Annotated in this window: 19 protein-coding genes, 1 tRNA gene and 2 pseudogenes; 10 read left to right on the plus strand and 12 right to left on the minus strand. The window is 67.2% G+C overall.

The window, feature by feature from the left end:
* Nucleotides 1-89: 89 nt before the first annotated feature.
* Together ACIRHA_RS41955 and ACIRHA_RS41960 are read right to left on the minus strand one after the other, a co-directional pair.
* Nucleotides 90-1,118: a LacI family DNA-binding transcriptional regulator gene (locus tag ACIRHA_RS41955; RefSeq protein ID WP_403857066.1), complete on the minus strand. Its 1,029-nt coding sequence runs from the start codon at nt 1,116-1,118 to the stop codon at nt 90-92.
* Nucleotides 1,102-3,564, minus strand: a complete 2,463-nt coding sequence (locus tag ACIRHA_RS41960; RefSeq protein WP_403857069.1) for a glycoside hydrolase family 3 N-terminal domain-containing protein — start codon at nt 3,562-3,564, stop codon at nt 1,102-1,104. The genes ACIRHA_RS41955 and ACIRHA_RS41960 overlap by 17 nt, the downstream gene beginning before the upstream one ends.
* Nucleotides 3,565-3,812: 248 nt before the next feature.
* On the opposite strand from ACIRHA_RS41960, the gene ACIRHA_RS41965 reads away from it, so the two are divergent.
* From ACIRHA_RS41965 to ACIRHA_RS41980, 4 genes are all read left to right on the plus strand, one after another.
* A complete protein-coding gene (locus ACIRHA_RS41965) occupies nt 3,813-5,153 on the plus strand; it encodes an extracellular solute-binding protein (protein ID WP_403857072.1) in 1,341 nt (446 codons plus the stop codon).
* Nucleotides 5,150-6,052 (plus strand): carbohydrate ABC transporter permease, encoded by a 903-nt coding sequence (locus ACIRHA_RS41970; RefSeq protein ID WP_403857075.1) that lies wholly within the window; start codon nt 5,150-5,152, stop codon nt 6,050-6,052. Before ACIRHA_RS41965 ends, ACIRHA_RS41970 begins: the two co-directional genes overlap by 4 nt.
* Before the next feature lies 1 nt (nt 6,053).
* Nucleotides 6,054-6,944 (plus strand): carbohydrate ABC transporter permease, encoded by an 891-nt coding sequence (locus ACIRHA_RS41975; protein WP_403857078.1) that lies wholly within the window; start codon nt 6,054-6,056, stop codon nt 6,942-6,944.
* Nucleotides 6,945-7,069: 125 nt separating this feature from the next.
* A tRNA-Met gene (locus ACIRHA_RS41980) sits at nt 7,070-7,143 on the plus strand.
* Nucleotides 7,144-7,221: 78 nt separating this feature from the next.
* Here ACIRHA_RS41980 and ACIRHA_RS41985 read toward each other — a convergent pair.
* The 7 genes from ACIRHA_RS41985 to ACIRHA_RS42015 all read right to left on the minus strand — a co-directional run bounded on the left by ACIRHA_RS41985 (nt 7,222) and on the right by ACIRHA_RS42015 (nt 15,594).
* Nucleotides 7,222-8,361: a Gfo/Idh/MocA family protein gene (locus ACIRHA_RS41985; RefSeq protein ID WP_403857081.1), complete on the minus strand. Its 1,140-nt coding sequence runs from the start codon at nt 8,359-8,361 to the stop codon at nt 7,222-7,224.
* Nucleotides 8,358-9,137: a ThuA domain-containing protein gene (locus tag ACIRHA_RS41990; protein WP_403857084.1), complete on the minus strand. Its 780-nt coding sequence runs from the start codon at nt 9,135-9,137 to the stop codon at nt 8,358-8,360. Before ACIRHA_RS41990 ends, ACIRHA_RS41985 begins: the two co-directional genes overlap by 4 nt.
* 32 nt (nt 9,138-9,169) lie before the next feature.
* Nucleotides 9,170-10,051 carry a carbohydrate ABC transporter permease gene (locus ACIRHA_RS41995; RefSeq protein ID WP_403857087.1) on the minus strand — a complete coding sequence of 294 codons (882 nt, stop codon included), beginning with the start codon at nt 10,049-10,051 and terminating at the stop codon, nt 9,170-9,172.
* Between the two features lie 6 nt (nt 10,052-10,057).
* Nucleotides 10,058-10,921: a carbohydrate ABC transporter permease gene (locus tag ACIRHA_RS42000; protein ID WP_403857120.1), complete on the minus strand. Its 864-nt coding sequence runs from the start codon at nt 10,919-10,921 to the stop codon at nt 10,058-10,060.
* 169 nt (nt 10,922-11,090) lie between these two features.
* Nucleotides 11,091-12,329 carry an extracellular solute-binding protein gene (locus tag ACIRHA_RS42005; RefSeq protein ID WP_403857090.1) on the minus strand — a complete coding sequence of 413 codons (1,239 nt, stop codon included), beginning with the start codon at nt 12,327-12,329 and terminating at the stop codon, nt 11,091-11,093.
* 153 nt (nt 12,330-12,482) lie between these two features.
* Entirely contained in the window at nt 12,483-13,550 is a 1,068-nt protein-coding gene (locus ACIRHA_RS42010; protein ID WP_403857093.1) for a LacI family DNA-binding transcriptional regulator, read from the minus strand.
* 493 nt (nt 13,551-14,043) lie between these two features.
* Nucleotides 14,044-15,594, minus strand: a complete 1,551-nt coding sequence (locus ACIRHA_RS42015) for a protein kinase (protein WP_403857096.1) — start codon at nt 15,592-15,594, stop codon at nt 14,044-14,046.
* Nucleotides 15,595-16,075: 481 nt separating this feature from the next.
* Between ACIRHA_RS42015 and ACIRHA_RS42020 the strand changes: the two genes are divergently transcribed.
* The 3 genes from ACIRHA_RS42020 to ACIRHA_RS42030 all read left to right on the plus strand — a co-directional run bounded on the left by ACIRHA_RS42020 (nt 16,076) and on the right by ACIRHA_RS42030 (nt 20,855).
* The gene (locus ACIRHA_RS42020) at nt 16,076-17,986 is read left to right on the plus strand and encodes a stealth family protein (protein WP_403857099.1); all 1,911 of its coding nucleotides are present in this window, start codon (nt 16,076-16,078) and stop codon (nt 17,984-17,986) included.
* 147 nt (nt 17,987-18,133) lie between these two features.
* Nucleotides 18,134-19,045 carry an FkbM family methyltransferase gene (locus ACIRHA_RS42025; protein ID WP_403857102.1) on the plus strand — a complete coding sequence of 304 codons (912 nt, stop codon included), beginning with the start codon at nt 18,134-18,136 and terminating at the stop codon, nt 19,043-19,045.
* Between the two features lie 31 nt (nt 19,046-19,076).
* Nucleotides 19,077-20,855 (plus strand): stealth family protein, encoded by a 1,779-nt coding sequence (locus tag ACIRHA_RS42030; RefSeq protein WP_403857105.1) that lies wholly within the window; start codon nt 19,077-19,079, stop codon nt 20,853-20,855.
* A gap of 174 nt (nt 20,856-21,029) precedes the next feature.
* Here the strand turns inward: ACIRHA_RS42030 and ACIRHA_RS42035 are convergent.
* Nucleotides 21,030-21,194: pseudogene (locus ACIRHA_RS42035) on the minus strand (hypothetical protein); the annotation flags it as partial.
* A 366-nt stretch (nt 21,195-21,560) separates the two neighbouring features.
* On the opposite strand from ACIRHA_RS42035, the gene ACIRHA_RS42040 reads away from it, so the two are divergent.
* The 3 genes and pseudogenes from ACIRHA_RS42040 to ACIRHA_RS42050 all read left to right on the plus strand — a co-directional run bounded on the left by ACIRHA_RS42040 (nt 21,561) and on the right by ACIRHA_RS42050 (nt 23,922).
* Complete coding sequence (locus ACIRHA_RS42040; protein WP_403857108.1) at nt 21,561-23,039, plus strand: glycosyltransferase family 2 protein; 1,479 nt, start codon at nt 21,561-21,563, stop codon at nt 23,037-23,039.
* Between the two features lie 293 nt (nt 23,040-23,332).
* Nucleotides 23,333-23,676 (plus strand): annotated as a pseudogene (locus ACIRHA_RS42045) (IS5/IS1182 family transposase); the annotation flags it as partial.
* 135 nt (nt 23,677-23,811) lie between these two features.
* Nucleotides 23,812-23,922 (plus strand): SDR family oxidoreductase, encoded by a 111-nt coding sequence (locus ACIRHA_RS42050; RefSeq protein WP_403857111.1) that lies wholly within the window; start codon nt 23,812-23,814, stop codon nt 23,920-23,922.
* A gap of 68 nt (nt 23,923-23,990) precedes the next feature.
* Here ACIRHA_RS42050 and ACIRHA_RS42055 read toward each other — a convergent pair whose 3' ends face one another.
* Both ACIRHA_RS42055 and ACIRHA_RS42060 read right to left on the minus strand, forming a co-directional pair.
* Nucleotides 23,991-24,284: a hypothetical protein gene (locus tag ACIRHA_RS42055; RefSeq protein WP_403857114.1), complete on the minus strand. Its 294-nt coding sequence runs from the start codon at nt 24,282-24,284 to the stop codon at nt 23,991-23,993.
* 90 nt (nt 24,285-24,374) lie between these two features.
* Nucleotides 24,375-24,587 (minus strand): hypothetical protein (locus ACIRHA_RS42060; RefSeq protein ID WP_403857117.1); only part of this gene is annotated, 213 nt, incomplete at its 5' end.

Genomic DNA, 24,587 nt, shown 5'->3' on the forward strand with positions numbered 1-24,587 from the left:
GATTCTATGACCAATGGGGGTATGCGATAGAGGCCGCTCACGCCGCCGGACGACGGCCACGTACTACGGATGGTCAGCGTTCTCGACGCCTACGTCCGCGGAGACGTGGCTTCTGGAGGCGGCGCCGTGGACGACCGTACGACGAGTTCCGTGGCGAGTTCGATGTGATGGGACTCGACCCGCTCGCCGCCCGCCAGACGCAGCGCGGTGCGCAGTGCGATGCCGCCCATCTCGCGCAGCGGCTGGCGAACGGTGGTCAGGGGCGGTGACACCATCCTGGCCAGGTGTGTGTCGTCGAAGCCGACCACGCTCAGGTCCTCGGGGATGCGCAGGCCGCGGGCCCGGGCGGCCTCGATGACCCCGAGGGCGATCTCGTCGTTGCCCGCGAAGATCGCTGTGGGTGGTTCGTCCAGGCCAAGGAGCGCGGCGGTGCCGTGCAGGCCGGTTTGATGTGTGAACGCTCCGTGGCGGACGAAGGCGGCGGGCGTGGGGGCGCCCACAGCTTCCAGGGCGGCGCGGTAGCCGTGCAGGCGGGCCTGGTTGCACACGGCCATGGCCGGGCCGCCGAGATAGCCGACGCGGCGGTGGGCGAGCCGGAGCAGATGCTCGGTCGCGGCCAGGCCGCCGGCGAAGTTGGTCGCCCCGACGCTGTGCACCTGGCTGTGCGGCAGGTGCAGCGGGTCGAGGACGACCAGCGGAAGTCCGGCCCTGGCCAGCTCCTTCGCATGTGCGGCCGTGTACATGCTGGTGACCGCGATGAGGGCGCGCCGCCCCGCCGACACCAGGTCCCGTGCCCAGTGCGGCGCGGGCGACGACTTGCTGATCACGACCGAGGCGCCCAGTTCGGCGGCGGCGTCGATGATGCCCTCGAGCGCCTCGGCCGAGTACGTCTTGAGGTCGCCGTTGAACTGCACCTCGATCGTCGGGTTCTGCTCGGCCTCGGTGTGCCGGAACACGGGGGCCAGGTAGTCGTGCTCGCGCAGCAGCTCCTGTACCCGGGCGCGGGTCTGCGGCGCCACGTCACTACGGTCGTTGACCACTTTGGACACGGTGGCGACGGAGACCCCCGCCTCGCGGGCGACGGTCGCCAGGGTGGTGCGTCTAGCGCGCGGTGGCATCGGTTTCTTCCAGGGTTACGTCCACCGGGGTGGTGAGCCGCCGATCGTGGCCGACCTGCCGGACGGGGCCCGTCAATCGTACGGCAGCCCGGCAGGGCAGCTCCTGCGAGGAGGCGCCGACCTGCACCTCGACCTCGCCGGGTTCGACGATCCGGGTGAGATCGCGGCCGGTGAACGCGGTCCGGTCGGCGTGCACCCGAAAACTCACCCGCGCGCTCGCCCCCGGTGCGAGGTCGACCTGCTGGAAGCCGGTCAACTGCCGTACAGGGCGAGTCACTTGAGCCACGGGGTCGCGCAGGTACAGCTGGACGACCTCGCGGCCCTGCCTGGCACCGGTGTTGCGCACCCGCACCGACACCGTGAACTCCCCGTCGGTGGGGATGTCGCTCGCGCTCAGGCGCAGGTCCCCGATCTCGAACGTGGTGTACGACCTGCCGTAGCCGAAGGGGAACAGCGGCGTCGGGTCGACGCTGCTGATGCCCTGCGTGTGCGCGCCCAGGGGCGGTTGCAGATACGTGCCGGGCTGGCCGCCGGGGCGGCGCGGAATCTGCACCGGCAGCCTGCCCGCCGGCTGGACGCGCCCGGACAGTACACCGGCGATCGCCGCCGCACCCTCCTGCCCCGGCATGAACGCCTGGACGAGTCCGGCCGCTCGGGGATGCACCTCGCCCAGCGCGTACGGGCGGCCGGACAGTACGACCACGACCACGGGCGTCCCGGTGGCGAACAGCTCCGCGAGCAACTCGCCCTGCACGCCCGGCAGTTGCAGGTCCTCCACGTCGCAGCCCTCACCGGACGTGCCGTTGCCGAACAGGCCCGCGCGGTCGCCCACCACCGCGACACACAGCTGTGCCCCGCGGGCCGCGGCCATCGCCGCGGCGAAACCGGACCGGTCCGCTTCGCGCACGTCGCAGCCCGGTTCGAAGACGACCTCGGTGTCCGGGAGTTCGCCGCGCAGTGCGTCCACGACCGTCGGCGCCGAGATGCCGAGCGGCAGCCCGGGATGGCGGGGCAGGACGTGGTTGGGGAAGGCGTAACAGCCCATGAGGGTGCGCGAGTCGCCCGCGCACGGCCCCACCACGGCGATGCGGCCCGGCGCCGTACGCCCCGCGTCCGCGTCGACGAGCGGCAGCGCGCTGCCCTCGTCGAGCAGCACGACGGACCGCTCGGCCGACTCCCTTGCCAGGTCCCGGTTCTCCGGCGAGTCCAGGTCCCTCGCCGCGGCCGGGGCGACCGAATCCTCGGGCGTCCAGCCGGGGTCGAGCAGGCCCAGTTCGATCTTCTGAGTCAGCAGTCGGCGCACCGCCCGGTCGAGCAGGGACTCCGGAAGCTCGCCGCGGCGCACCCGTTCCTCCAGGTGCCGGCCGAAGGTGAGGGTGTCCGGCAGTTCCACGTCGATGCCCGCGCCGAGGGCCATGGCGCCCGCCTCGTCGAAGTCGGCCGCGACCCCGTGCAGGCCGGCGAGGAACGCGAGCGACCCGTAGTCGGAGACGACCGTCCCGGTGAACCCCCAGTCCTCACGCAACAGTTGGGTCAGTAGCCAGGGGTCGGCGCCGGCCGGTACGCCGTCGATGTCGGAGTAGGAGTTCATCACGGAACGGGCTTTGCCCACCGCGATCGCCGTCTCGAACGGCGGCAGGATGACATCCATGAGTTCGCGGCGGCCCATTGGCACGGGGCCGTGATTGCGGGCGCCGCGGGCGGCCGAGTACCCGGCGAAGTGCTTCAGGGTGGCGATGATCCCCGCGCCCTCCACACCGCTGACGTACGCGGCACCGAGCATCGACACCAGGTAGGGGTCCTCGCCCATGGTCTCCTCGACCCGGCCCCACCGGTAGTCCCGCACCACGTCCAGGACCGGAGCGAGCCCCTGGTGCACGCCGAGTGCCCGCATGTCCCGCCCGATCGCCCCGCCGACGCGGCGCACCAGGTCCGGGTCGAAGGCCGCCGCCCACGCGAGCGGCGCGGGGTAGACGGTGGCGCCGTAGGTGTTGAACCCGGTGAGGCACTCCTCGTGGGCCAGTGCCGGGATGCCGAGCCGGGAGCCCTTGACGACCGTGTGCTGCTGTGCGACGAGCAGGGCAGCGCCCTCCTCCGCGCTCACCGGACGGCTGCCGTACACCCGCGTGAGGTGGCCGAGCCCGTCCCGCGCGGCCTCCTCGAGCGAGACGCGCCCCGCGTCCTTGAACAGGGCCTCCAGCGGGGCCACTTGAGGCCGCTCGGCCTGCCCGTCAGGGGCTTCTCCGGCACCGGCCTCCCCGCCCCCGTCGTCGCCTGTTTCGTGCCCCATGAAGTTGCCGAGCCAGCGGCTGCCGAGCTGGGCGACCTTCTCCGCCACCGTCATCTCGGCGAGCAGCGCATCGACCCGGTCGCAGACCGGCTGCGCCGGGTCCTGCCAGCGCCGCACGGCCTGTCCCGCCCCGGCAAGTGAATCAGCCGCGGACATCCGCATCCTCCTCGGTCGTCAGCCGCGATGCTTCGAAACATTTTCGATGCCTCTGGCGGCTTACCTGCGTGTCGTGTTCGCCTGACGCTACGCAGAAGTGCCTTGCCCCACAACGTTATTGCGCATGCCTTGACAGCCCTGTACCTGCTACCTAATTTGCATTCACAGGGTTGAACGTTGGCCGGATTTCGAAAAGTTTTCACGGTGGTCCAGGGGCCGCCGGCGGCTCTCGAGTGCGGAGAACACACATGGAAATCCCCCTCTCACGGCGTCCCGTCTCAAGACGGGCCGTCCTCGGCATAGCCGCCGGCGTCCCGCTCTCCGCGGCGCTCGCGGCCTGCGGCTCGTCGGGACCGAGCAAGAACGGTGCGGACGGCAAGGGAGCCACATACTGGTACCTGAGTGGCCAGCCCGACGAGGGCGTCAGGAAGAATACGGTGGAGGCCTTCAACAAGGCCCACCCCAAGAGCCAGATCGCCGGCACCTCCTTCCAGAACGACGCGTTCAAGACGAAGATCAAGACCGCCATCGGTGCCGGGAAGGCGCCCACCATCATCAAGAGCTGGGGCGGCGGGACGCTGCGCAGCTACGTGGAGGCGGGCCAGGTCGAGGATCTGACCTCGTGGTTCGAGCAACATCCCGAGGTCAAGAAGAAGCTCTTCCCCACCGCGTTCCCCGCGGCGACCGTGAAGGGCAAGATCTACGCGATGCCCGTCGAGCGGGTGCAGCCCATCTTCCTCTACTACAACAAAAAGGTCTTCGACAAGGTCGGTGTGGAGCCGCCGCAGTCGTGGGACGACATCATGGCGCTTGTGCCCAAGTTCAACGCCAAGGGCATCGCACCGTTCTCCCTCGGCGGCCAGTCCCGGTGGACGAACATGATGTGGCTGGAGTTCCTCTTCGACCGCATCGGCGGCCCCGAGGTGTTCCAGGCCGTCTTCGACGGCGAGAAGAACGCCTGGTCCAACCCCGCCGCCATCAAGGCGCTCGGCATGGTGCAGGACCTGGTCAAGGCCAAGGGGTTCGTCAAGGGCTTCTCGTCGATCACCGCGGACTCCAACGCCGACCAGGCTCTGCTGTATACGGGCAAGGCCGCGATGATGCTGCACGGCTCCTGGTCGTACGGCATCCAGAAGAACGACGGCGGTGACTTCGTCTCCAGCGGCGGCCTCGGCTTCATGAACTTCCCGCCCGTCAAGGGCGGCAAGGGCGATCCGAGCAACACCGTCGGCAACCCCGGCGAGTACCTGTCCATCTCCTCGAAGGCGAGCGCCGCGGAGAAGAAGATCGCCAAGGAGTTCTTCGCCAAGGGCATGCTGCAGGACGCCGAGGTGAAGGCGTGGATCGACGGCGGCGGCGTTCCCGTCAAGCTGGGGACGGAGAAGCTGCTCTCCGCCTCCAAGGACTCCGACTTCCTGGAATTCACGTACGACATCGCCACCAAGGCCAAGTCGTTCAGCCAGTCCTGGGACCAGGCGCTCAGCCCGACGGCGGCGGAGACGCTGCTCGACAACATCGTCAAGCTGTTCCAACTGTCCATCTCGCCCAAGCAGTTCGCCGCCAACCTCAACGAGGTCATCGGTAAATGACCTCGCTCACCGCCCACCCGCCCCGTCGCGGTCAGCGCAGCATCCTGCCGTGGCTGACCGTGCCGGCGCTCGTGGTCTTCGTCGGGTTCGCCGTCGTCCCGCTCGTCGGCGTCTTCGTGCTGTCCTTCTCCACCTGGGACGGCATCGGCGCCATCCGCCTGTCAGGGTTCACCAGTTGGCGGGCGGTGCTCACCAACCCCGGCCTTCCGCACGCGTTGATGGTGACGTTCGGCGTGATGATCGCGTCCTGGCTGTTCCAGACCCCGATGAGCATTCTGCTCGGCACGTTCATGGCGGGACGACAGCGCTACCGGGCGTGGCTCGCGGTGGTGTACTTCATCCCGCTCGTGTTCAGCTCCGCCGCGATCGCCGTCGCGTACAAGGCGCTGCTCAACCCGACCTTCGGGCTCGGCGCGGGACTTGGCATCGACTGGCTCAGCAAGGACTGGCTGGGGCAGCCCGGACTCGCGTTCGGCGTTGTCGTCTTCATCGTCTCCTGGCAGTTCGTCCCGTTCCACTCGCTGATCTACCAGGGCGGTGTGCAGCAGATCCCGAAGTCCCTCTACGAAGCAGCCCAGTTGGACGGCGCCGGACGGATCCGGCAGTTCTTCAGCATCACGCTGCCCCAGCTGAAATACACCATCATCACCTCGTCGACGCTGATGGTGGTCGGGTCCCTGACCTTCTTCGACCTCATCTACGTCCTGACCGAGGGGGGACCAGGAGACGCCACCCGGGTCCTCGCGCTCGACATGTACAAGCGGGGTTTCCAGGCCAACCTGATGGGCCCGGCAAGCGCCATCGCGGTCATCCTCGTCCTGGTGGGCCTCGCCTTCGCCCTGCTGCTGCGCCGGCTCGGCGGCAGGGACGCCGACGCGAGCCAGCTCGAGGGGGCCTGACGTGACGACCACACTGACCAAGGCAGAACGCCCGCAGAAGATCACCAACCGTGAAGGCCGCCCCCGCGCCACCGCCCAGCGCCGCAACTGGCTGGGCGGCCTGGCCGGCTGGCTCTGGCTCGTCGTCGTAGCCGTGCCCCTGTACTGGACGCTCATCACCAGCTTCAAGGAACAGAGCAGCTACTACTCCAGCAACTCGCTGACCCCGTCCGGCGACCTCACGCTCGACAACTACCGCCTCGTTATCGAATCCGACTTCGCCCGCTACTTCGTCAACAGCGTCGTGGTCTCCGCCGGCGCGGTGGTGCCGGCGGTCGCGTTCTCCTTCATGGCCGCCTATGCGATCGTGCGCGGCGGCCGCACGCGCTACCTGCGTGCGGTCAACGGCGTATTCCTCATGGGCCTGGCCATCCCGCTGCAGGCGACGGTGATCCCGGTGTACCTGATCATCATCCGGCTGCATCTGTACGACACCCTGCTGGCGCTGATCCTCCCGTCGATCGCGTTCGCCATCCCGCTGTCCGTGTTGATACTCGCCAACTTCATCCGGGACGTGCCCAAGGAGCTGTTCGACTCGATGCGGGTCGACGGCGCCACCGAGTGGACCACCCTGTGGCGCCTCGCGGCCCCGCTCACCCGTCCCGCCATCCTGACCGTGACCATCTTCAACGCGCTGACCATCTGGAACGGATTCCTGCTCCCGCTGATCCTCACCCAGAGCCCGTCCCAGCGGACCCTGCCGCTCGCTGTGTGGACCTTGCAGGGCCAGTTCCAGGTCAACGTCCCCGCCATCCTGGCCGCCGTCGTCCTCACCACGCTGCCCATCCTGATCCTGTACGCGTTCGGCCGCCGCCAGTTGCTCAGTGGCCTGACTGCCGGTTTCAGCAAGTGACCGGGTCGGGCCCGCCCGGACGCACCTGTACTTCGTGCCCGACCTCGTCGTGGTGACCAACCTCGCCGCAGGGCACCCGCGTGGTCGGGAAGGCCCCCGGGGTGGCGTAGAGTTGGCTTCACCGACGCGGGGTGGAGCAGCTCGGTAGCTCGCTGGGCTCATAACCCAGAGGTCGCAGGTTCAAATCCTGTCCCCGCTACTGCCGAACAGGCCCCGATCCCATTGGATCGGGGCCTGTTCGCCTTGGCGTGCCGGTCGAGCCCGCCGCCGTGCCGCGTCAGCTCGTCGGGAACACCGGCGGATGCGCGGTGAGTGCCGCGCGTACCGACGGCCAGGCGGCGAGCGCCGCACGGACCTCGGGATGGGACTCTGCGCGCAGCGCGTCGGTGTGGGCACGGTTCAGGACGTCGTCGACGAGGACCCGGCGCCCGTCGTCGGCCGAGCGGACCGCGCTGTCGACCATGGCGAGGCTCATGACGTTCTCGTGCACCTCGCCCATGGGGTTCCGCCCGGTCCGCAGGGCCTCGACGAACACCTGGAGGGCGCCGGTGATGTCCGAGTAGGTGGAGTGGGGGCGGGTGGCCGGTGGCTGTGGCTCGGCGTCCAGGACGGGATCGTCCTCGCCGTTCCACAGCGCCGAGCCCCTCTCGCCGCTGAGCCGCCACCTGCCGTTCCACGAGGTCTCCGCGCCCGGACTGCACCAACTGCCGTCGTACGCATAGCGGATGCCGCCGTCCATCTCGAAGACGGCGTGCGCGGCGGCGTCGCCCTTGAACCAACTCCACGGCGGGTTGTACGCCTGGCAGTACACCGCGACGGGGTCGGCGTCGAGCAGGAAGCGGGCCGAATCGAAGGCGTGGATGGCCATGTCCACCAGGAGGGGGTGTGCCATCTGTTCGCGGAAGCCGCCGAAGTGCGGGGCCTTGAAGAACTCGGTCGTCAGCGTGGCCAGTGCCCCCAGCTCACACGCCATCTCCCGCAGCGCGAAAAGGCGTGGGTTCCAGCGGCGGGACTGACTCACCATGAAGAGCTCGCCGCTCGCCTCCGCGGCTGCCGCCAGGGACAGGGCGTGGGCCACCGTGTCGGCCGCGGGCTTCTCGCCGAGTACGGGAAGCCCCGCGAACAGCGCAGCGGTGGTGACCGGGTGGTGTGCGGCGGGGACCGTCACGTCGACCACGGCCTGCGCCCCGGTCTCGGCGGCCAGGGCCACCACGTCGGAGCCGATGGGGAGACCGGGCCGGCCCAGGTCTGCGGCGGCGCCGCGTGCGGCGTCCAGGTCGAGGTCGACGAGGCCGACCACATCGGCCTCGGGGGCGGCGGTGATCGCGGACAGCCAGGCGCGGCCCATGTTTCCCGCACCGGCCACGACGACGCGCAGCGGCTTGTCGGCGCCACAGTCGATGATCCGGTGGGTCATCCCAGCGGCCCCTGGTAGTCACGGCCGCGGGAGAAGTCGCCGGCCTCGTAGCGCAGCAGTTCGGGCAGGGCCCGCGCGGGGCGGTCCGAACGGGCCCAGCGCACCCCGTTGGCGATGACTCGGCGTACGTCCTTGTGGTGGTAGACCGGATAGTCCTGGTCGCCCGGGCTGAAGTAGAAGATCCTGCCGTGGCCGCGGCGGAAGGTGCAGCCGCTGCGGAACACCTCGCCGCCGGAGAAGGAGCTGACGAAGACCAGCTCGTCGGGGGTGGGGATGTCGAAGAACTCCCCGTACATCTCCTGCTCGTCGATGACGATCGGATGCGGGACGCCCTCGGCGATGGGGTGGGTGGGGTCGACCGTCCAGACCAGTTCGCGGTCGCGGTCGTTGCGCCAGCGCAGCGTACAGGTGGTGCCCATCAGTTTCGTGAAGATCTTCGACCAGTGTCCCGAGTGCAGCACCACCAGGCCCATGCCTGACAGGACGTGACGGTGGACGCGCTCGACGACATCGTCGGCCACCTCGCCGTGTGCCGCGTGACCCCACCATGTGAGAACGTCCGTGCCCGCCAACACCTCCTCGGTCAGACCGTGTTCGGGCTCGTCCAGGGTGGCGGTGCGCACGGCGCAGGAGGCGCCGAGATTCTCGGTGATGCCCGCGGCGATCGTCGCGTGCATCCCCTCCGGGTAGAGCTTCGCGACGTGCTCCTCGATCTGCTCGTGACGGTTCTCGCCCCACACGGTGACGCGCAGGGCAGTGGCGGGTGTCTCGGTCATGACGGTGCCTCGCTCTCTGTGGGTGGGTGTGGCTATTTGACGGCGCCGCCGACGGCGCCCGCGGTGACGTACTTCTGCGCGATCAGGAGCAGGACCAGGGCCGGTAGGGAGGCGAGCACCGCGGTCGCCATCACGGAACTCCAGTCGTTCACGAACGCGCCGACGTACTGGTAGAGCCCCAGGGTCACGGGCCGTACGTCCTCTGTGGTGGTCAGGGTCAGGGCGAAAAGGAAGTCGCTCCAGGTGAACAGGAACGTGAACAACCCCGCTGTGATCAGGGAGTTGCGGCTCATCGGCAGCACGATCGAGGCGAAGGCGCGCAACGGGCCGGCCCCGTCCACGCGCGCCGCCTCGACCACCGAGCGCGGGATGACACCCATCGACGCGCGGATGATCAGGATCGCGAAGGGGATGCCGTGCGTGGAGTCGGCGAGGATCAGGCCCGGTATCGAGTTGAGCAGACCCAGCTTGATGTACGCGCTGTAGAGGGCGTTCGCGACGACGATGCCGGGAATCATCTGGCTGATCAGGATGGCGAACAGCACGACGCCGACGCCGCGCACCTTGAAGTGGGCGAGCGCGTAGGCGGCGGGGGTGGCCACCGCGAGACTGAAGACCACGCTGCCGAGGGCCACGATCAGGCTGGTCAGCAGGTTCGGACCCTGCTCGCTCAGGGCGGTGGCATAGCCCTGGAAGCTGACGTGGGTGGGCAGCCACGGGGTGGCCACGGCCGAACCACTGGGTTGCAGCGAGACGTTGACCATCCAGTACAGCGGGAACAGCAGCACCGCGAGGATCAGCACCCCGGCGGCGGTGTGCCCCAGCGCGCGCGGCGTGCGGCGCGCGGGTCCGCCGACGCCCGGGGCACGATCAGAGGCAGGGACCGGATTGCGGATGTTCTCGATCACTGACACGGGGCCTCACTCGGTGACGGCGCGCCGGTTCGCGCGCAGGTAGAGGACGGCGAAGACCAGAGAGACGACGATGAGGACGTTGCTCAGGGCGGCGCCCTGCCCGAAGTCGAACTGCTGGAAGGAGAGTTGGTAGGACTGCGTCGCGATGGTCTGCGTGGTGTTCGCGGGGCCGCCGTTGGTGAGACCGAGAATGATGTCGAGGACCTTGATGGTGTAGACGACGCCGAGCACCAGAACCACGGTCACCACCGGACGCAGCAGCGGCCAGGTGATGTGCCGAAAGGCCCGCCACCCCGTCGCCCCGTCCAGCGACGCGGCCTCGTACAACTCCTCGGGGATGTCCTGCAGACCGCCGTACAGAATGACGGCGTTGAACGGGATGCCGATCCAGATGTTCACCACGATCACGGCGATCAGCGCGAGCGAGGTGTCCGTGAGCCACCCCGGCGGACCCTGCACCACGTGCAGCGCCTCGAGGAAGCGATTGAGCACACCGTTGTCCTGGTCGAGGATCCAGCGCCACACCGCGCCCGCGACGATCAGCGGAATCAGCCACGGTACGAGCAGCAGCGAGCGCAGCACCCCGCTCAGCGGGAAACGGCGCCGGAAGAACATCGCGATCGCCAGACCGATCACGAACTGCCCCGCGATCGAACCCACTGTGAACAGCACGGTGTTGAGCATCGCCTCGCCGAACAGCGATGAACCGAGCACCGACGTGTAGTTCGCGAGGCCGACCCAGGGCGCCTCGCCGGTGAAGTACGTGGCGATGGTGTAGCGCTGGAAACCCATCACGACGTTCTTGACGACCGGATAGCCGAAGAACACCACCAGGTACGTCACGGCGGGGACCAGGAACAGCAGTTGCATCACGCGTTCCCGGCCGCGCGGACCGCGCCACCGGGCGAGGCGCCGGGGAGCGGACCCCGGCCGGCCGCCGGACACGGCCCCGGCGTGCTCGGGGCGCGCGACGGGACGCGGTACCTGGGGCGCGCCGGTACGTGAGCCGGTACGCGTACCGCTCGCTCCGCGCGTGGGCTCAGCCATCCTGAGCCTCCTTCAACGCCCGCGCGGGCGGTTCACCGGCGGCGAGCGCGGACTGGATCGCCGTATAGATCCGCAGGGCGGCCCTCGGCCACGCGCTGCCGAGCTTCCCGGTGCGGGCCCGCGCGTCGCGCACCTGCCGTACGAACGGCCTCATCGCGGGTTCCTGCTTCTCGAAGCGCTGCGAGAGCGCCGTCCTCGTCGGCACCGTCTGCCGCCGCTCGGCCAGGCTGAGCTGGCTCTTGTCGGAGTTGAGGCACTTGACCACGCGGGCGGCCCTCTTCTGTCGCTCGACGTTGTCCGTCTTCGGCAGCGTCCACGTCTCACCGCCCAGCGGCGCGACCACCCCCTCGCCGGACCGCGGTACGGGGACGGGCACGACGCCGTAGTGGCGTCCCGGTGTGCTGTCCAGGACGGGGAACTGCCAGGGACCGTTGATCATCATGGCGGCGTTGCCCGCCGCGAACTGGTCGTTGACGTCCGCCTGCGTCCAGTTGACCACCGACTTGGAGGCCGATCCGTCCTTGACCATGTCGGCCCACAGGTCCAGGGCGCGGGCGGCGGACGGTGTGGCGATGTTCCGCTCGTCGCCCCCCGCGGACCACAGGAAGGGAAGGAACTGAAAGGCCCCCTCGTAGCCGGCCGGCGCCGCGAAGGCCACGCCGTAGCGGTCCTTCGTCCGCAGCTTCTGCGCCGCGGCCCGCAGCTCGCGCCAGGTGGCCGGCGGTGTCACCCCGGCCTTCTTGAGCGCGTCCTTGTCGTAGAACAGGCCGAGGGTGTTGGCGACGGGTTGCAGTCCGTACAGCCTGCCCCGGTAACTCGAGGCGTCCACCACGCCCTTGGCGTACCCGTCGGCGGACAGGCCGTAGTCGCTCAGCGGGGTGAGGGCGCCGGTCGCGGCGATCTGCTGGAGGTCCGGATTGTCCAGCATCAGGACGTCGGGCATCGTGTGCGACGAGCCCTGCTGGAGCACCTTGGGGATGAGCGCGGAACCGGGCACGACCTCCCGCTCGATCGTCACCCCGTTCTCGCGGCCGCAGGCCTTCAGCAACTTCGCGTAGACCGTCTTGTCCGGTTCGTTGTTGTAGTAGTCGAGGACGCGCAGCCTGGTGACCTTCCCCGACGACGAGGTGTCGGGCTCCGTGCCACTGCAGGCGCTCACTGCGAGGGACGTGCCGAGGATCAGGGCCGTCGCCGCCGTGGCCCTGCTCCCGGCTCTTGTTCGTCGAACCATCTCAGTCCTTTCGTCGGCGCGGTGCTCACCGGGCTGTTCCGGTGTGCGGTGTGCGTGACGTGCGGGTCTGTTCAGGTCTGGCCGATCGAATCGATACGTATCGACGATCCGCAGGCTTCGCGCAGGCGATGTTCCTGTGGGGTGAGGTGGTGGTCAGGAGGGCGGTGCGGGGTGGGACACGACCGTCCTGCGCCGGGTGAGTCGCGGAGTCACCAACTCGGTGCGCTCGTACGGGAGATGGTGAGGGAGATCGTTGTCCCGGCGGTCCTGGTCGAGGAGCCGGAAGAGGGTCTGCATCGCGCGCCGGGACACGTCCTGCGGCTCGAGGGAGACGTTGGTGACCGCTGGATGCGACGCCTCGGCCGCGGCATCCGTGCACAGCGCGACGACCGACAGGTCCCGGCCGGGTTCGAGGCCGCGGTCGAGCAGTGCCTGCAGCACCGGCTGGACGAGCGAGGAGTTGGCGACGACGAAACCGACCCGCCCCGCGCCCTTGCGTCGGCCACGGCCGCCGTCCCACACCGAGTCCACCGCGTCCCGCGCTCCCGCACGACCGTGTCCCGTCGGCTCGACGACGTCGTACGCGATGCCATGGCCCGCCGCGGACGCGGCCGCCCCGCGCTGGAAGCGCCGCACAAAGTTGATGTCCCGCGCGAGGACCTCCCTGGGGTGCCCGATGAGGACGACGCGCTCGTGCCCCGTGGCGGCCAGCTCGTCCACCGCCATCCGCCCGGCGAGCTCGAAGTCCAGGTCCACGCAGTGCAGTGGGGTGACCCTCTCCGGTATGCCGATCAGGATCACCGGCACCCTGAGTCCCTCGGCCACGGGAATCCGGGCGTCGCGGGACTCGACGTCGAGCAGGACGATCGCGTCGCACAGTGAGCGGGCGGCGAGCCGGGTCAGACCCTGAGCCCCCTCGTCCGCCGTGACCAGGAGGACATCGTGGTCCTGTTCGCGGGCGCACAGGGTGAGCTGCTCGATGAACGGCAACAGGCCCGCGGTGTTGGCACCCGACCCGAACGAGACGACCAGAGCGATCACCTGGGTGCGCCGACTCGCCAACGCCCGTGCCCCGGCGTTGGGTTGGTAGCTGAGCTGCGCGATCGCCGCGTCGATCCGCTTGCGCGTCCCGACCGAGACGGAACGCCGCCCGCTCATCGCGTACGAGACGGTGCTCTGCGAAACGCCGGCGAGGCGCGCCACGTCCCGGCTCGTCACCATGCCTGCCCACCACCTTCCCGGCACACTGTCGATACGTACTGTCGATACGTATCGACACGGTGCGGTCGCCCGTTGCCGATACGTTTCGATGGAGTGGCGCGACCGTAGCCAGTGCCGTGAACGGTGCGCAAGACGTCGGCGTGTAGCAATGTCAGCGATCGCCACCGTGGCTCGACGCGAATGATCCGGCACGCCCGCCTACAAGCTGTACGAACGTGTCACCGACGCCCCTGGTGCCGGTGCCGGGTACTGCGGGTCCGTCGGGGAGGTGTCTGCGGCCAGTACGAACACACCGTCGGCCAACGGCCCCTGAACCGGGCCGAGCACGTCATCCCCGTCGTGTCCCGGGCCTGGGACGGCGACACCACCAAGGCGTGCCCGGGAGGCATGGACTGGTACGCGTCACCGGACACCCTCTGGTGCCCGTCCGGGCCCGAGCCGCGGCACGGCCCGAACCCAGCGCCCAGGCGGACGGAGCCGAACGGCCGGATGCTCAGCACACCCGCAGGCCCGGGACGGGCCGGTCGTTCTTCCCTCCGGTGAGGTAGACGTCGCTGACGAACACCCCGGTGTTCCCGGTGTCGTCGTCGGTCTTGGCCCACCACAGGTTGGTCCACTCCCCGTACGTTTCCCGCTGCGAGAGTTTGACCTGGCAGTAGAAGTAGTTGGTGCCCGGGTGAAGGGTGCCGACGGGCTGGTGCGCGGAGTTGTACGAGGTGGCGGAGAGCCACACCCGACAGTGGGACTTGTCCGCGGTGATGTGTGTGCAGGCGGGGGAGGGGGCGTCACTCGTACCGCTGCTGGTCGGACCGCCGGCACCACCGTCGGCGCCGTGTGTCGCTGTGTAGGTGGCGGACGGTGAGGTGGCCGACGTGGCGGCACCGGTGGTCGCGGAACCCGCGGCGCGCCCGGCATTCTCGCCCTTGTTCTGACTGGTCACGACGTACGTGGCTGCGGCGCCGGCGAGCAACACCACGGCGACCGCGGCGACGATGGCGCCGCGACGCCGCCCGGCGTCCCGGTGCGCGGTGACGGTCGACGCGCCGGACGAAGGCGCGGCCGGCGGGCCAGGTTGGTCAACCGGAGCGGGGAAAGCGGATACCCCCGCGGCCAACGCATCGGCCCCCGGGGCCTGTTGCGCCTCCCGGCGGCCAAGCCGGACCGTGTCGGGCGACCGGGGCGGCGCCGGTGCGCCCTCGGCCGTGGCCCGCAGCAGCTGTGCCGCACGGACGGCGTCGGCCCGCAACGCCGGATCCTTGTCCAGCAGTTCGGCCAGCGCGGGCGCCAACGGGCTGGCCCGCTCCGGCGCGGGCAGCGGCTCGGTCACGATCGCGGTGATCGTCGACCAGGTGGACGTACGCCGAAACGGCGGCGCCCCTTCGACGGCCGCGTACAACGAGGCACCGAGAGCCCACACATCCGCGGCGGGCCCCACCTCACCACCCCGAGCCTGCTCGGGCGCGAGATAATCCAGCGACCCAACGAGCTCACCACTCCGTGTGATCCGAGTGGCAGCGCCGTCACCCGGCTCCTGCAACGCGGCGATCCCGAAGTCCGTGAGCACAACCCGGCCACCGTGCTCAAGCAGGATGTTGCTGGGCTTGACGTCCCGGTGCCACACCCCGGCACGGTGCGCGGCCACGAGCGCGTCCATCACCTGAGCACCGATCCGGGCGGCCTCAAGAGGAGCGAGCGGGCCGCTCCGCTGCAGCAGCCCCTGCAGCGACTCGCCGTCGACGAACTCCATCACGATCACCGGACGACCCTCGTGCTCGGCGACATCGTGCACGGCGACCACCCCGTGATGCCGCACCCGCGCGGCCGCCCGCGCCTCACGCTGCATCCGCAACCGCTGTTCGCCCGGATCCGGCCCGTCGACACCGTCGAACGTCCGAAGCTCCTTGACGGCGACCTCGCGCCCCAACCTCTCGTCGACGGCCCGCCAGACGGTACCCATCCCGCCACTGCCGAGCCGCCCGACGACGCGATACCGCCCGGCGATCAACCGCCCATACCCCGCACCGCGTGCCGGCTCGTCCCCCATACCCCGCACTCCACCCGTCTCCTGTCGGCTCTTCAGACCCTGCGACTCCCTCGAGCCTTCCCAACCTCGGCACCACCGTAGACACCGCGGGGCTCGGTGGGTACACCGGGCCGGGAGGTTGGTTCGACGTTTCAAGTAGCGAGTTCTTCATGCTCGGCTTACTCGATTCGAGTGTTTCTCCTACTTGTACGTGCTGAGAAGGTCGCACGCAGGGTCATTCTTGTTAACGTCACGTCAACCTAAGGCGTTGTGTTGTGACAAGGAACAGGGAAACAGGAAATCCGGATCCTTGAGTCGTGCTGGACGACTCCCGGAGATCTCAGTACTTCACGCTTCTATGCCGGGCAATCACGGCCCGGTACACCAGCGCCGAAACCTTCCGATTGAAAGCGAGAACCCTTCCAGGCTCTCCCCACGTGACTTCGTCAGTGTTGCCCGGGGTCGTGATCGCGGCCGGAATCCTCAGTTCCAGGGATGTGCAATGCAAAATAAGCCGCAGTCGCAGCTCAGCGCATCGCCGGGTGCTGCATTCCGCACCGGCCCGCCCTCCCGAGCGTTGCGCGCGTACCGTCGGATGATTCCGCTGCCCCTGCGTCGTGCTCTACGGGCCAGGGTTGGGGTTGAGGAATGGGAGCGACTGAGACATCAATTCGAGCGGCCCACCCTGGCGGCGCGAGGTCTTCAGCAGCGTCGGCTGAACGCTCGGCTGAGGCACCAGGGCCTGCTCGGCGGCGGCGGTCACGTTCCGGTCCAGACCCTCGCCGGGCTGCGCATCGCGTTGCAGCGTTACGAGATCACTCCGCTGCAAGCGCGCGAGTGCAACCTGCGAGCCCTACTCGGGGCCCTACGAGAGGCTGGAGTAGATCACTTCATGGTGCGCGGCATGGTGGAAACCGCCTCCACGGTGGGTGTCTGTACCGAAGATCGGGCGAAGGTCGAACAGGCGCTGCACGCACTCAGTAGCCAGATTCCCCTCCAACTGACGTTGGCCGACGGGGGCCAGCGTCAGCAGGTGAAGTCCAGCCGGCCCATCACCTCCGTGGGCGTGTGGCGACGCGTGGCCACACAGCCAGTGTTCAGGGTCTTTTGCTTCTTCGCGGAGTCTGCCTCGTCTGAGCTGGTGCTGGGGCCGGAGTTCGGCTGCGATATCGAGTTCTGGCCGCCATCCGAGGACGATACGGAACTGATGGCGCCAAGGCACAACCTAGCCTGCGAGCGGGTCAGCCGAGGGGAACCCACGGTATGGCGCCCCGGGCGGCACTTCACCCGCTTGGCCTCGAAGGACACCCGCCCCCAGCCTGAGGAGGTGCCCACCCGGAGGGAGTTCGCCGAACCGCTGCCTGATGACGTCCACTTCCCGGTGGACGCCGTCTACACCTGGGTGGACGGCTCGGATCCCCAGTGGCAGCGCAGACGCGCGGCAGCTGTGGGTGAGCCCTACCACCCGGAGGCAGCCAACGCCGCCCGCTACCTCAGCCGTGACGAGTTGCGTTATTCCCTGCGGTCCCTGCACCTGTACGCGCCGTGGATCCGGAACATCTTCATCGTCACGGACCAGCAGGTACCTAGCTGGCTCAACACCGTTCACTCCAAGATCAACGTGGTCGACCACCGGGACATCTTTACCGATGCCGCGGCGCTGCCCACGTTCAATTCACACGCCATCGAGAGCCAGTTGCATCATATCGAGGGGCTGGCTGAGCACTTCCTCTACTTCAACGACGACGTCTTCCTTGGGCGCCCGGCCCTCCCGCAGGACTTCTTCCTCGCCAACGGCCTGAGCAAGTTCTTCCCCTCCAGAGCATTGCTGCCGCCCGTCGGTAGCAATGGTGCGGACGACGTCCCTGTGTCAGCTGCTGGCGTCACCAATCGGCAGCTGTTGGCAGCCAGGTTCGGCAGCAGCATCACCCGAAAGATGAAACACACGCCCTGCGCGTTGCGGCGCAGCGTACTGGAAGACGTGGAGGGAGTCTTCGCCGCCGCCCATCAGCGCACAGCGGGACATGCCTTCCGCAGCCCTGATGACATCGCCATCACCAACTCGCTGCACCACTACTACGCCTTCCACACTGGCCGGGCCGTTCCGGGCTCCATCCGCTACGACTACGTGGACATCTCTCAGCCGCGCGTCGAAGCCAGGTTGCGGCGCCTGCTGAATCGCTCGCACCACGTGTTCTGCCTGAATGACACCACCACCTGCGACGGTGACGAGCACGTGAGCACCGCTGCCGTCCAGCAGTTTCTCGACAGCTACTACCCGACAGCCAGCCCTTACGAGCGCCCGCACGACCCGGTCTCTGGGTTGGCTCCGACGGACACCTCGTCCTCAGTCCGCCACGCGACAGACGGTGATGCGGCGCGGGCGACCGGTCAGGTGCGATCGACGTCTTGAGTAGACCGACAGTTCACCCCGGCCTCCTGAGACGGGGGCAGATTCCATCACTGGAAAGGATGCTTCCCCATGCCGCTTGTAGTCACTCTCCCGCGCAATGGATCAGCTCTCGCGCACGCAGGCCCGTATGCCAGTGCGCTGAATTTCATGAACCGCAAGCAAACGGCTGTACAGCGCCAGTTGCGGCGGTCCGGGCTGGCGGGATACGAACCGTTGACGCAGGCGACCTTGATGGCGGTGGCTCATCGGGCACCGGAAGGGAGCGCGGTCTTCGACGTCGGCGCGCACATCGGCCTCTACTCCGCCCTCATCGATGCCGTATACGGGCGCCGGTTGTCGGTGCACGCGTTTGAACCCGCGCCGGAGACATCGGGGATCTGCCGAGAGATCCGGGATGTCAACGGGTTGGGGTTCGAAATCGTTCGCTCAGCGGTGTCCGACACGCCGGGCAGCGCTGAGCTGTACTTGTCGCTGAAGGCGGAGTCGTCGCATTCTCTGAATTCGGGCCACCGCCGACACACGGAATCAGTGACCGTGCCTGTCACCACGCTGGACGATTTCACCCAGGAGCGTCCTGAGCTCCGACCGCATTTGATCAAGATCGATGTGGAGACGCTGGAAGGACAAGTGCTGGCTGGGGGGCTGGGGGCAGTGCGGAAGCATCGCCCGTGGATCGTCCTGGAGATCCTTCCGAGTTCCGACCACGAGGCGCTGGCCCGGAGCCTGGAGACGATCACAGAACTCGGATACGGTCTCCACCCGATCCAGGCGGAGAGCCCATGGACAGCTCGCTCAGCGGACAACTACCGCACCCATGTGAGCAGTAGCGGGCGGGACTGGCTGCTGGCCCCCGAGTCGCTCACGTACGACTTCCATCACGCAATGCGCACGTGGCTCAGGGCGATCCTCGAGTGCGACGAACGGACCAACCTGGAATTGCCGGGAGGATCTGCCTTCCCCCAGGGGTGGAACGCTTCCTACTCCTTGCCGACGGCGCCCCGTAAACGGTCCTTCAAGAGCCTGGTGCGCGGACAGCGGCGGCCCGCATCTACTTCCTGACATCCTGTCGGCCCGGAAAGGGAGCCACTGAATGCCCGAGCTACTGCGTAGAGTTCGTGTGAGCTTGACAAATCTCCGCGCCCGTCAAACGGCCGAGTCGCGCGTGCACAAGCATCCGCCCCGACGGCCCGAGGGAAATCTACAACAGCAGGTGGATTCCTCGTTGCCCGCTGCTCTTCTCACAGCTCCGGGGATTGTTTCCGTGCATGCCGAAGGCGGGGTCCGCGCGGCGCGCTGCGGTGACAACGGCACGGTCCTCCGCGCGCGCGAAGAGAATCTACGTGTGGTTGAGCGGGTGCTGGACGAGGCCCGTGTCGAGTACTTCGCGGTGCGTGGGTATTCGTCGAAGTCGGCTGTGGTGGGTGTATCCGCCGAGCGGAGGGATGTGGTGATCGGTGCGCTAGCACGGGAGGCTCAGAACGAGCCGCTCTATGTCTCCGCACCAGCCGAGCAGTCGGCAATCGGCTACGCGGGGCAGCCGGGAACATGGGCATCGCTGGTGCAGGAACAGGTCATCCGCATCACGGTGTTTCACGCGTGCGCGACAGACAGTTCGGTCCTCGGTACGCAGTACGGCTGCGATATCGAGTTCTGGGAAGAAGTAGGCGATGAACTCGTCGCGCCGCGGAACAACCGCATCACCGACCGAGTGCCCCGCACGGAGGCTGCTACTGAGGCGCCGGGCCACCTCTTCACAGAGTTCGCCTCGGCGGACAACATGCCACCGATCCAGCGGGTACGTACCCGTCAGGAATTCACTGTGCCGCTCTCAACGGATTTCCACTTTCCGGTTGATGCGGTCTACACCTGGGTGGATGGCGCCGACCCCGACTGGCAGCAGCGACGCGCCGGAGTACAGAAGAAGCCCTTCCATCCACAGGCGGATTGTGCGGAGCGTTACCAGAACCGGGACGAACTCCGCTACTCGCTGAGGTCGCTCGAGCGGTTCGCTCCGTGGATCCAGCACGTCTATCTCGTGACGGATCAGCAGGTTCCCGCCTGGCTGAACACCCAGCACCCCAAGGTGACAGTGGTCGACCACCGTGAGATCTTTACGGACCCTGGTGCACTGCCGACGTTCAACTCCCACGCGATCGAGAGTCAACTGCACCATATCCCGGGGCTCGCCGAGCATTTCCTCTATTTCAACGACGACTTCTTCCTGGGGCGGAGCATCGCGCCGGGAGGCTTCTTCCTGGCCAATGGTACCGCCCGCTACTTTCCCTCACGGGCGCTGCTACCGACCGGGCCGCCGACAGTCGATGACGAGCCTGTCTCCGTCGCAGGCAAGAACAACAGGGCGCTATTGGAGGCCCGTTTCGGCACAGTCATCACGCAGAAGATGAAGCATGCCCCGTGTGCGCTGCGGCGCAGCACCCTGTATGAGATCGAGGAAGTCTTCGCTGAGGAGCACGCCCACACCGCACGCAGCAAGTTCCGCAGTGAGCAGGATCTGTCGATCCCGACATCGCTTCATCCCCACTACGCCTTCCTCACCGGCCGTGCCGTCCCCTCGACACTGCGCTACGAGTACATCTCCCTGTCAGCAGTCGACGCGACTGCCAAGATGGAAAGACTCCTACGTAAACGAAACTGTCACACTTTCTGCCTCAACGACGTGGTAGCCGATGCTTCAGAGCAGGAACAACAAGGAGGAGTGGACCCGAAGCTGATCAGTAACTTCCTGCAGGAGTACTTTCCCCGCGCCAGCGTATTCGAGAAGGACGGGGACGGTGCACGAAGGTGCCGGGACGGGGAGTCTCTGGAGGACGGACTGAGCGCTTTTCGACCTGGTGCTGACGCGTGGTGACGGCGAGGAAGGCTTGCACGGCGTCGGTGATCCAGTTCGTGCTGCAGCCGGGAAACGGTATGCGGACGAGTCCGCCGGCGCCCTGATCACCTTGTACGCCCGACGTTTGACTCCGGCTTCGGTGAGGGTGTCGACGGTCGCATGCTGTCGGGCGGCGGTGAGGCCGTCAGTTGTGCCGGGCAGTGCTGGCGAGGCCCAGAGGGGCCGTCCGAACGGATCGGTCAGGAGCTGCATGTTCATGCCGTGGTGCTTGCGCTTCCACGAGTAATAGGGCGTGTCGGCGTCGATGCGGTCGATCGGCAGCAGGGCACCGCACTGCAGATGAGCGATGGCAAGCAAGGGCCTGGCGTGCAGCGGAGGGACGTCGCCACCGCGTCCCGATCTCCTGCCGCCAGGCGGCCAGTCGCCCCGTCAGGAACTGCAGCGTGCGGTTGGACAGTTCAATCGACGACGGGTGGACACGGAGAGGGCCAGCTTGGAAATACTCCATGTTCAGCGCCAGCAGTGGTGCCGGTGTCTGTCTTACCAGTTACCGGACGAAGCCCCTTCAATTCAGGAACGGATACCTGCACCCGTCGCCCAGAAACCCACCTGTATGACTCCCATGGTTGGGCTAGTCCTGTGACCGCTCCCGGCGTCCCGGACATTAGTATTCAAGCGGCACTTCCCTTACCCGGGACTTAGATGATGTTGGAGCGTGACGCCATGAGCAGGATCGCTGTTTGCGCTATCGCAAAGAACGAAGAGCCCTACCTCAAAGAGTGGCTGGCATTCTATCGTACTATCGGAATCACCGACATTTTTGTGTACGACAACGTTAGTGACGATGGTACTTCCGAGCTTCTCGCAAGCCTCAATGAAGTCGGCCTAATCCACCGCGTTCACTGGCCGCGCCGTCAAAATGTAACACCTCAAAGAGATGCATACCAACATTTCCTCAACAATCATGCAGCGAATTATAAGTGGGTGCTCACGGTCGACATCGATGAGTTCCTTGTCCCTCGCGACGGGAATATCCACGACTTCCTGGACAGGGTTGAACGTGAACGGCCAGACGCAGGAGCTGTAGCTGTTCCATGGCTCGTCTTCGGGCCTAACGGCCGGACTAAACAGAGTCCCGGCCTGGTAATCGAGCGGTTCCTCACAGCAAGAGACCAGCCCAGCCCGCCAGTAAAAACCCTCTACCGGCCCGAATGTGTTCAGTCCATGCGGACGCACGTCTGTGATCTGCTTTCCGGTAGCTACGTGGATAACACGCTCGCGGAGCCGTCCTGGGATCCGAATTCGCCCATTCGACTCCTGGACCCGCAACCGGGTCTGGCGCTGGTGCACCACTACGTCACGAAGTCCCGCGAGGAGTGGGATCGGCGCCGGAGTATCGGCCGGCCCGACCGGCTCAAAGGCGTGCATCTCATCCCGCACAGCACCTTCGAAGACTACCTGGATACGCCCGCTAGCAATACGGATGCCCTACGCTACCGGGATTTGATGGCCCCCCACCTGCGCCAAATCGATGCTGCTCTGACGCGTCTCGCTACAACTACAGAAGGAATTTCCGTAAAACTGCACCTTATGGATCCAGGCTTGATTCTCGGGTCGATCGAAGGCGAGCAGGCGTCACCGCAGACACGCATCCGCGTATTGATCAACGATTCCGTTGAATTCATCATCCGGGCGAACGTTAAATTTGGTGACTCGCTAGGATTTCGGGTGAGTACTAATTGGAGTGAGAGTAAGGCCGAGGTGGTGAGCGTCGGTGTAGTCGGTCAACGAGAATCCGCAACGGTGAAAAGGAAGGACGTTGGGGGTCCGATCAAAGCATGGCATGCGCTGGCCGGTAAGGCGCCATCGGCGGAAATCCTCCTATTCTCGAAGGCGGTACGAGGGTCTCGGACCAAAGAGGGGTTTGAGAGTATCAGGTCGAAGTGGGATATCCCTTTCAAGAAGTTCCCTTGGTTCGGCGAATTCATGAATGCCCTGCATGTGCTGAATTCGGGATGCGATAAAGGTCGGCAAGGAATCATCACCCTTGGTGAACGGTATGGCGACAATGTACTGAGGGATGTTGCATTGCAAATTGAGCGCCACGATGCAGGATTCGTGCGCACGCTCTTGGACGAGGCGGGTATCGACCCTGCAACGATTCGACCGTACGGACCTGTCTCGGCAGAAGGCGAAAGCTGAGGAGGGCGCGGACTGTCCTGGGCCTGGCGACGGTGCAGGAAAAATCTTCATCCGTGCCGTGAATGGATGGGGCTTCGTCCGGTGCCTGGTAAGACAGAAACTGACACCACTGCTGCCGCTGAACACGGGGCGGTTCCAAGCTGGCCTTCCTGGCCGCGACCTGGGCCGCCCTGCGCAACGGCCAAGCTCCTGGCAGACGATTTCTCGACCAAGATCACCAGTGACCGTCAGAGGTGGCGTCCGCGCCGTTGGGGAGGCGTTCGAAGTCTCAACTCATCAGCGCAGGTACCTCGTTGGCTCCCCATCCTGCCGTACTCGGCCTCCCGCACGCGCTGGTCGAGAGGATCACCGTGCTCATCGTCACCCGCGAGGGTTACCGTCGCTGTCACCAGCGTGTTCCGGTCGCCCTGGTGTACCTGCGCAAGCACGAACCCTCGTCCCAAATCGCCGCCTCACTCGGGACCTCGGTGGCACCGCACACGTCGAGTGCCACAACGGTCCTCGGCTCGCCGAGCGCGCTCCTGGCCTGCTGAAATTTCTGCGCGAGACCGACCCGGAGTACGTCCTGCTTGACAGGATCTGCGCGGAGCGCGACCGGGTCGGCGACAGCCGGGCCGACTGCTCTGCCAGGCACCGCCTGGCACAGGGGCGCACGGGATCCGGGCCAACTCCCTTGTCGTGGGCACCACGCGAATAGAGGTGATCAACGCGGCGGTTTAGGATGAGCCGGCGCTTGAGGAGGCGTTCGTGGCGCCGTCAGATTCAGAGGCGAATGGCCGAGCCGCAGGAGGTGGCGGAGGCAGCGCTGTGGATGCTGAGCGACTGGTCCTCGTTCGTTGCGGGCAGCCAGGTGGCGGTGGACGGCGGCATCCTTGCCATGTGAGGCGATGCGGCGCCTGCCCGTGGCGCCGGGCCTGCTCATGTACCTGGCAGGCGTTGGGCACCACCAGGTCAGGGACGGTCCCAGAGACCTTCCTCCGTCTCCACGATGTCGATGTCACAGCCCGTGCACATCCCGGTCGAGCGTCCCTGGCCGAGCGGGACGACGTCCGTGGCGTCCTCGTGGGGGCACGCGTCCTGGTCGAGCGGCCGGGCCAGGGCGGCGGCGAAGGCAGCGGGCGTTCCCGGTTCGGGTTCGATTCCCTGGAGGTCGTGCTCGAGGACTGCGATCCGGTTCAGGTCGGGGTGCTCGAGGCGCTGGGTGTCACGTGTGTGCGGGCGGCGTCTTCCGTACCAGAGGGGCATGGGTCCACAATCCGCCGATTACGCGCCGGGGTCTCTCTGGTTAGCCGATCCAGGTGAACACGGACGGTGTGGCCGGTCGACTTCCGCGCCTCACTCCTGGTCACGGGCGTGCGCCTGGACAGGTCCCGGCCCGGGACACCGCCCCGCCAGACGGCCCGGAACGCCTCCGGGGCGCCCTCGGTCACGTCCGTACGGCCCCAGGTCACCCCTGCCGTCGCCCGGTAGGCCGTCGGTTTCGTGGAGTGTGATGGTGACGTCGCCGTCGAAGGCGTGGTACTCGTCGATGGCGTGTTTCTGGCCCTC

The organism is Streptomyces sp. NPDC102360 (assembly GCF_044766085.1).
Lineage (GTDB): Bacteria > Actinomycetota > Actinomycetes > Streptomycetales > Streptomycetaceae > Streptomyces.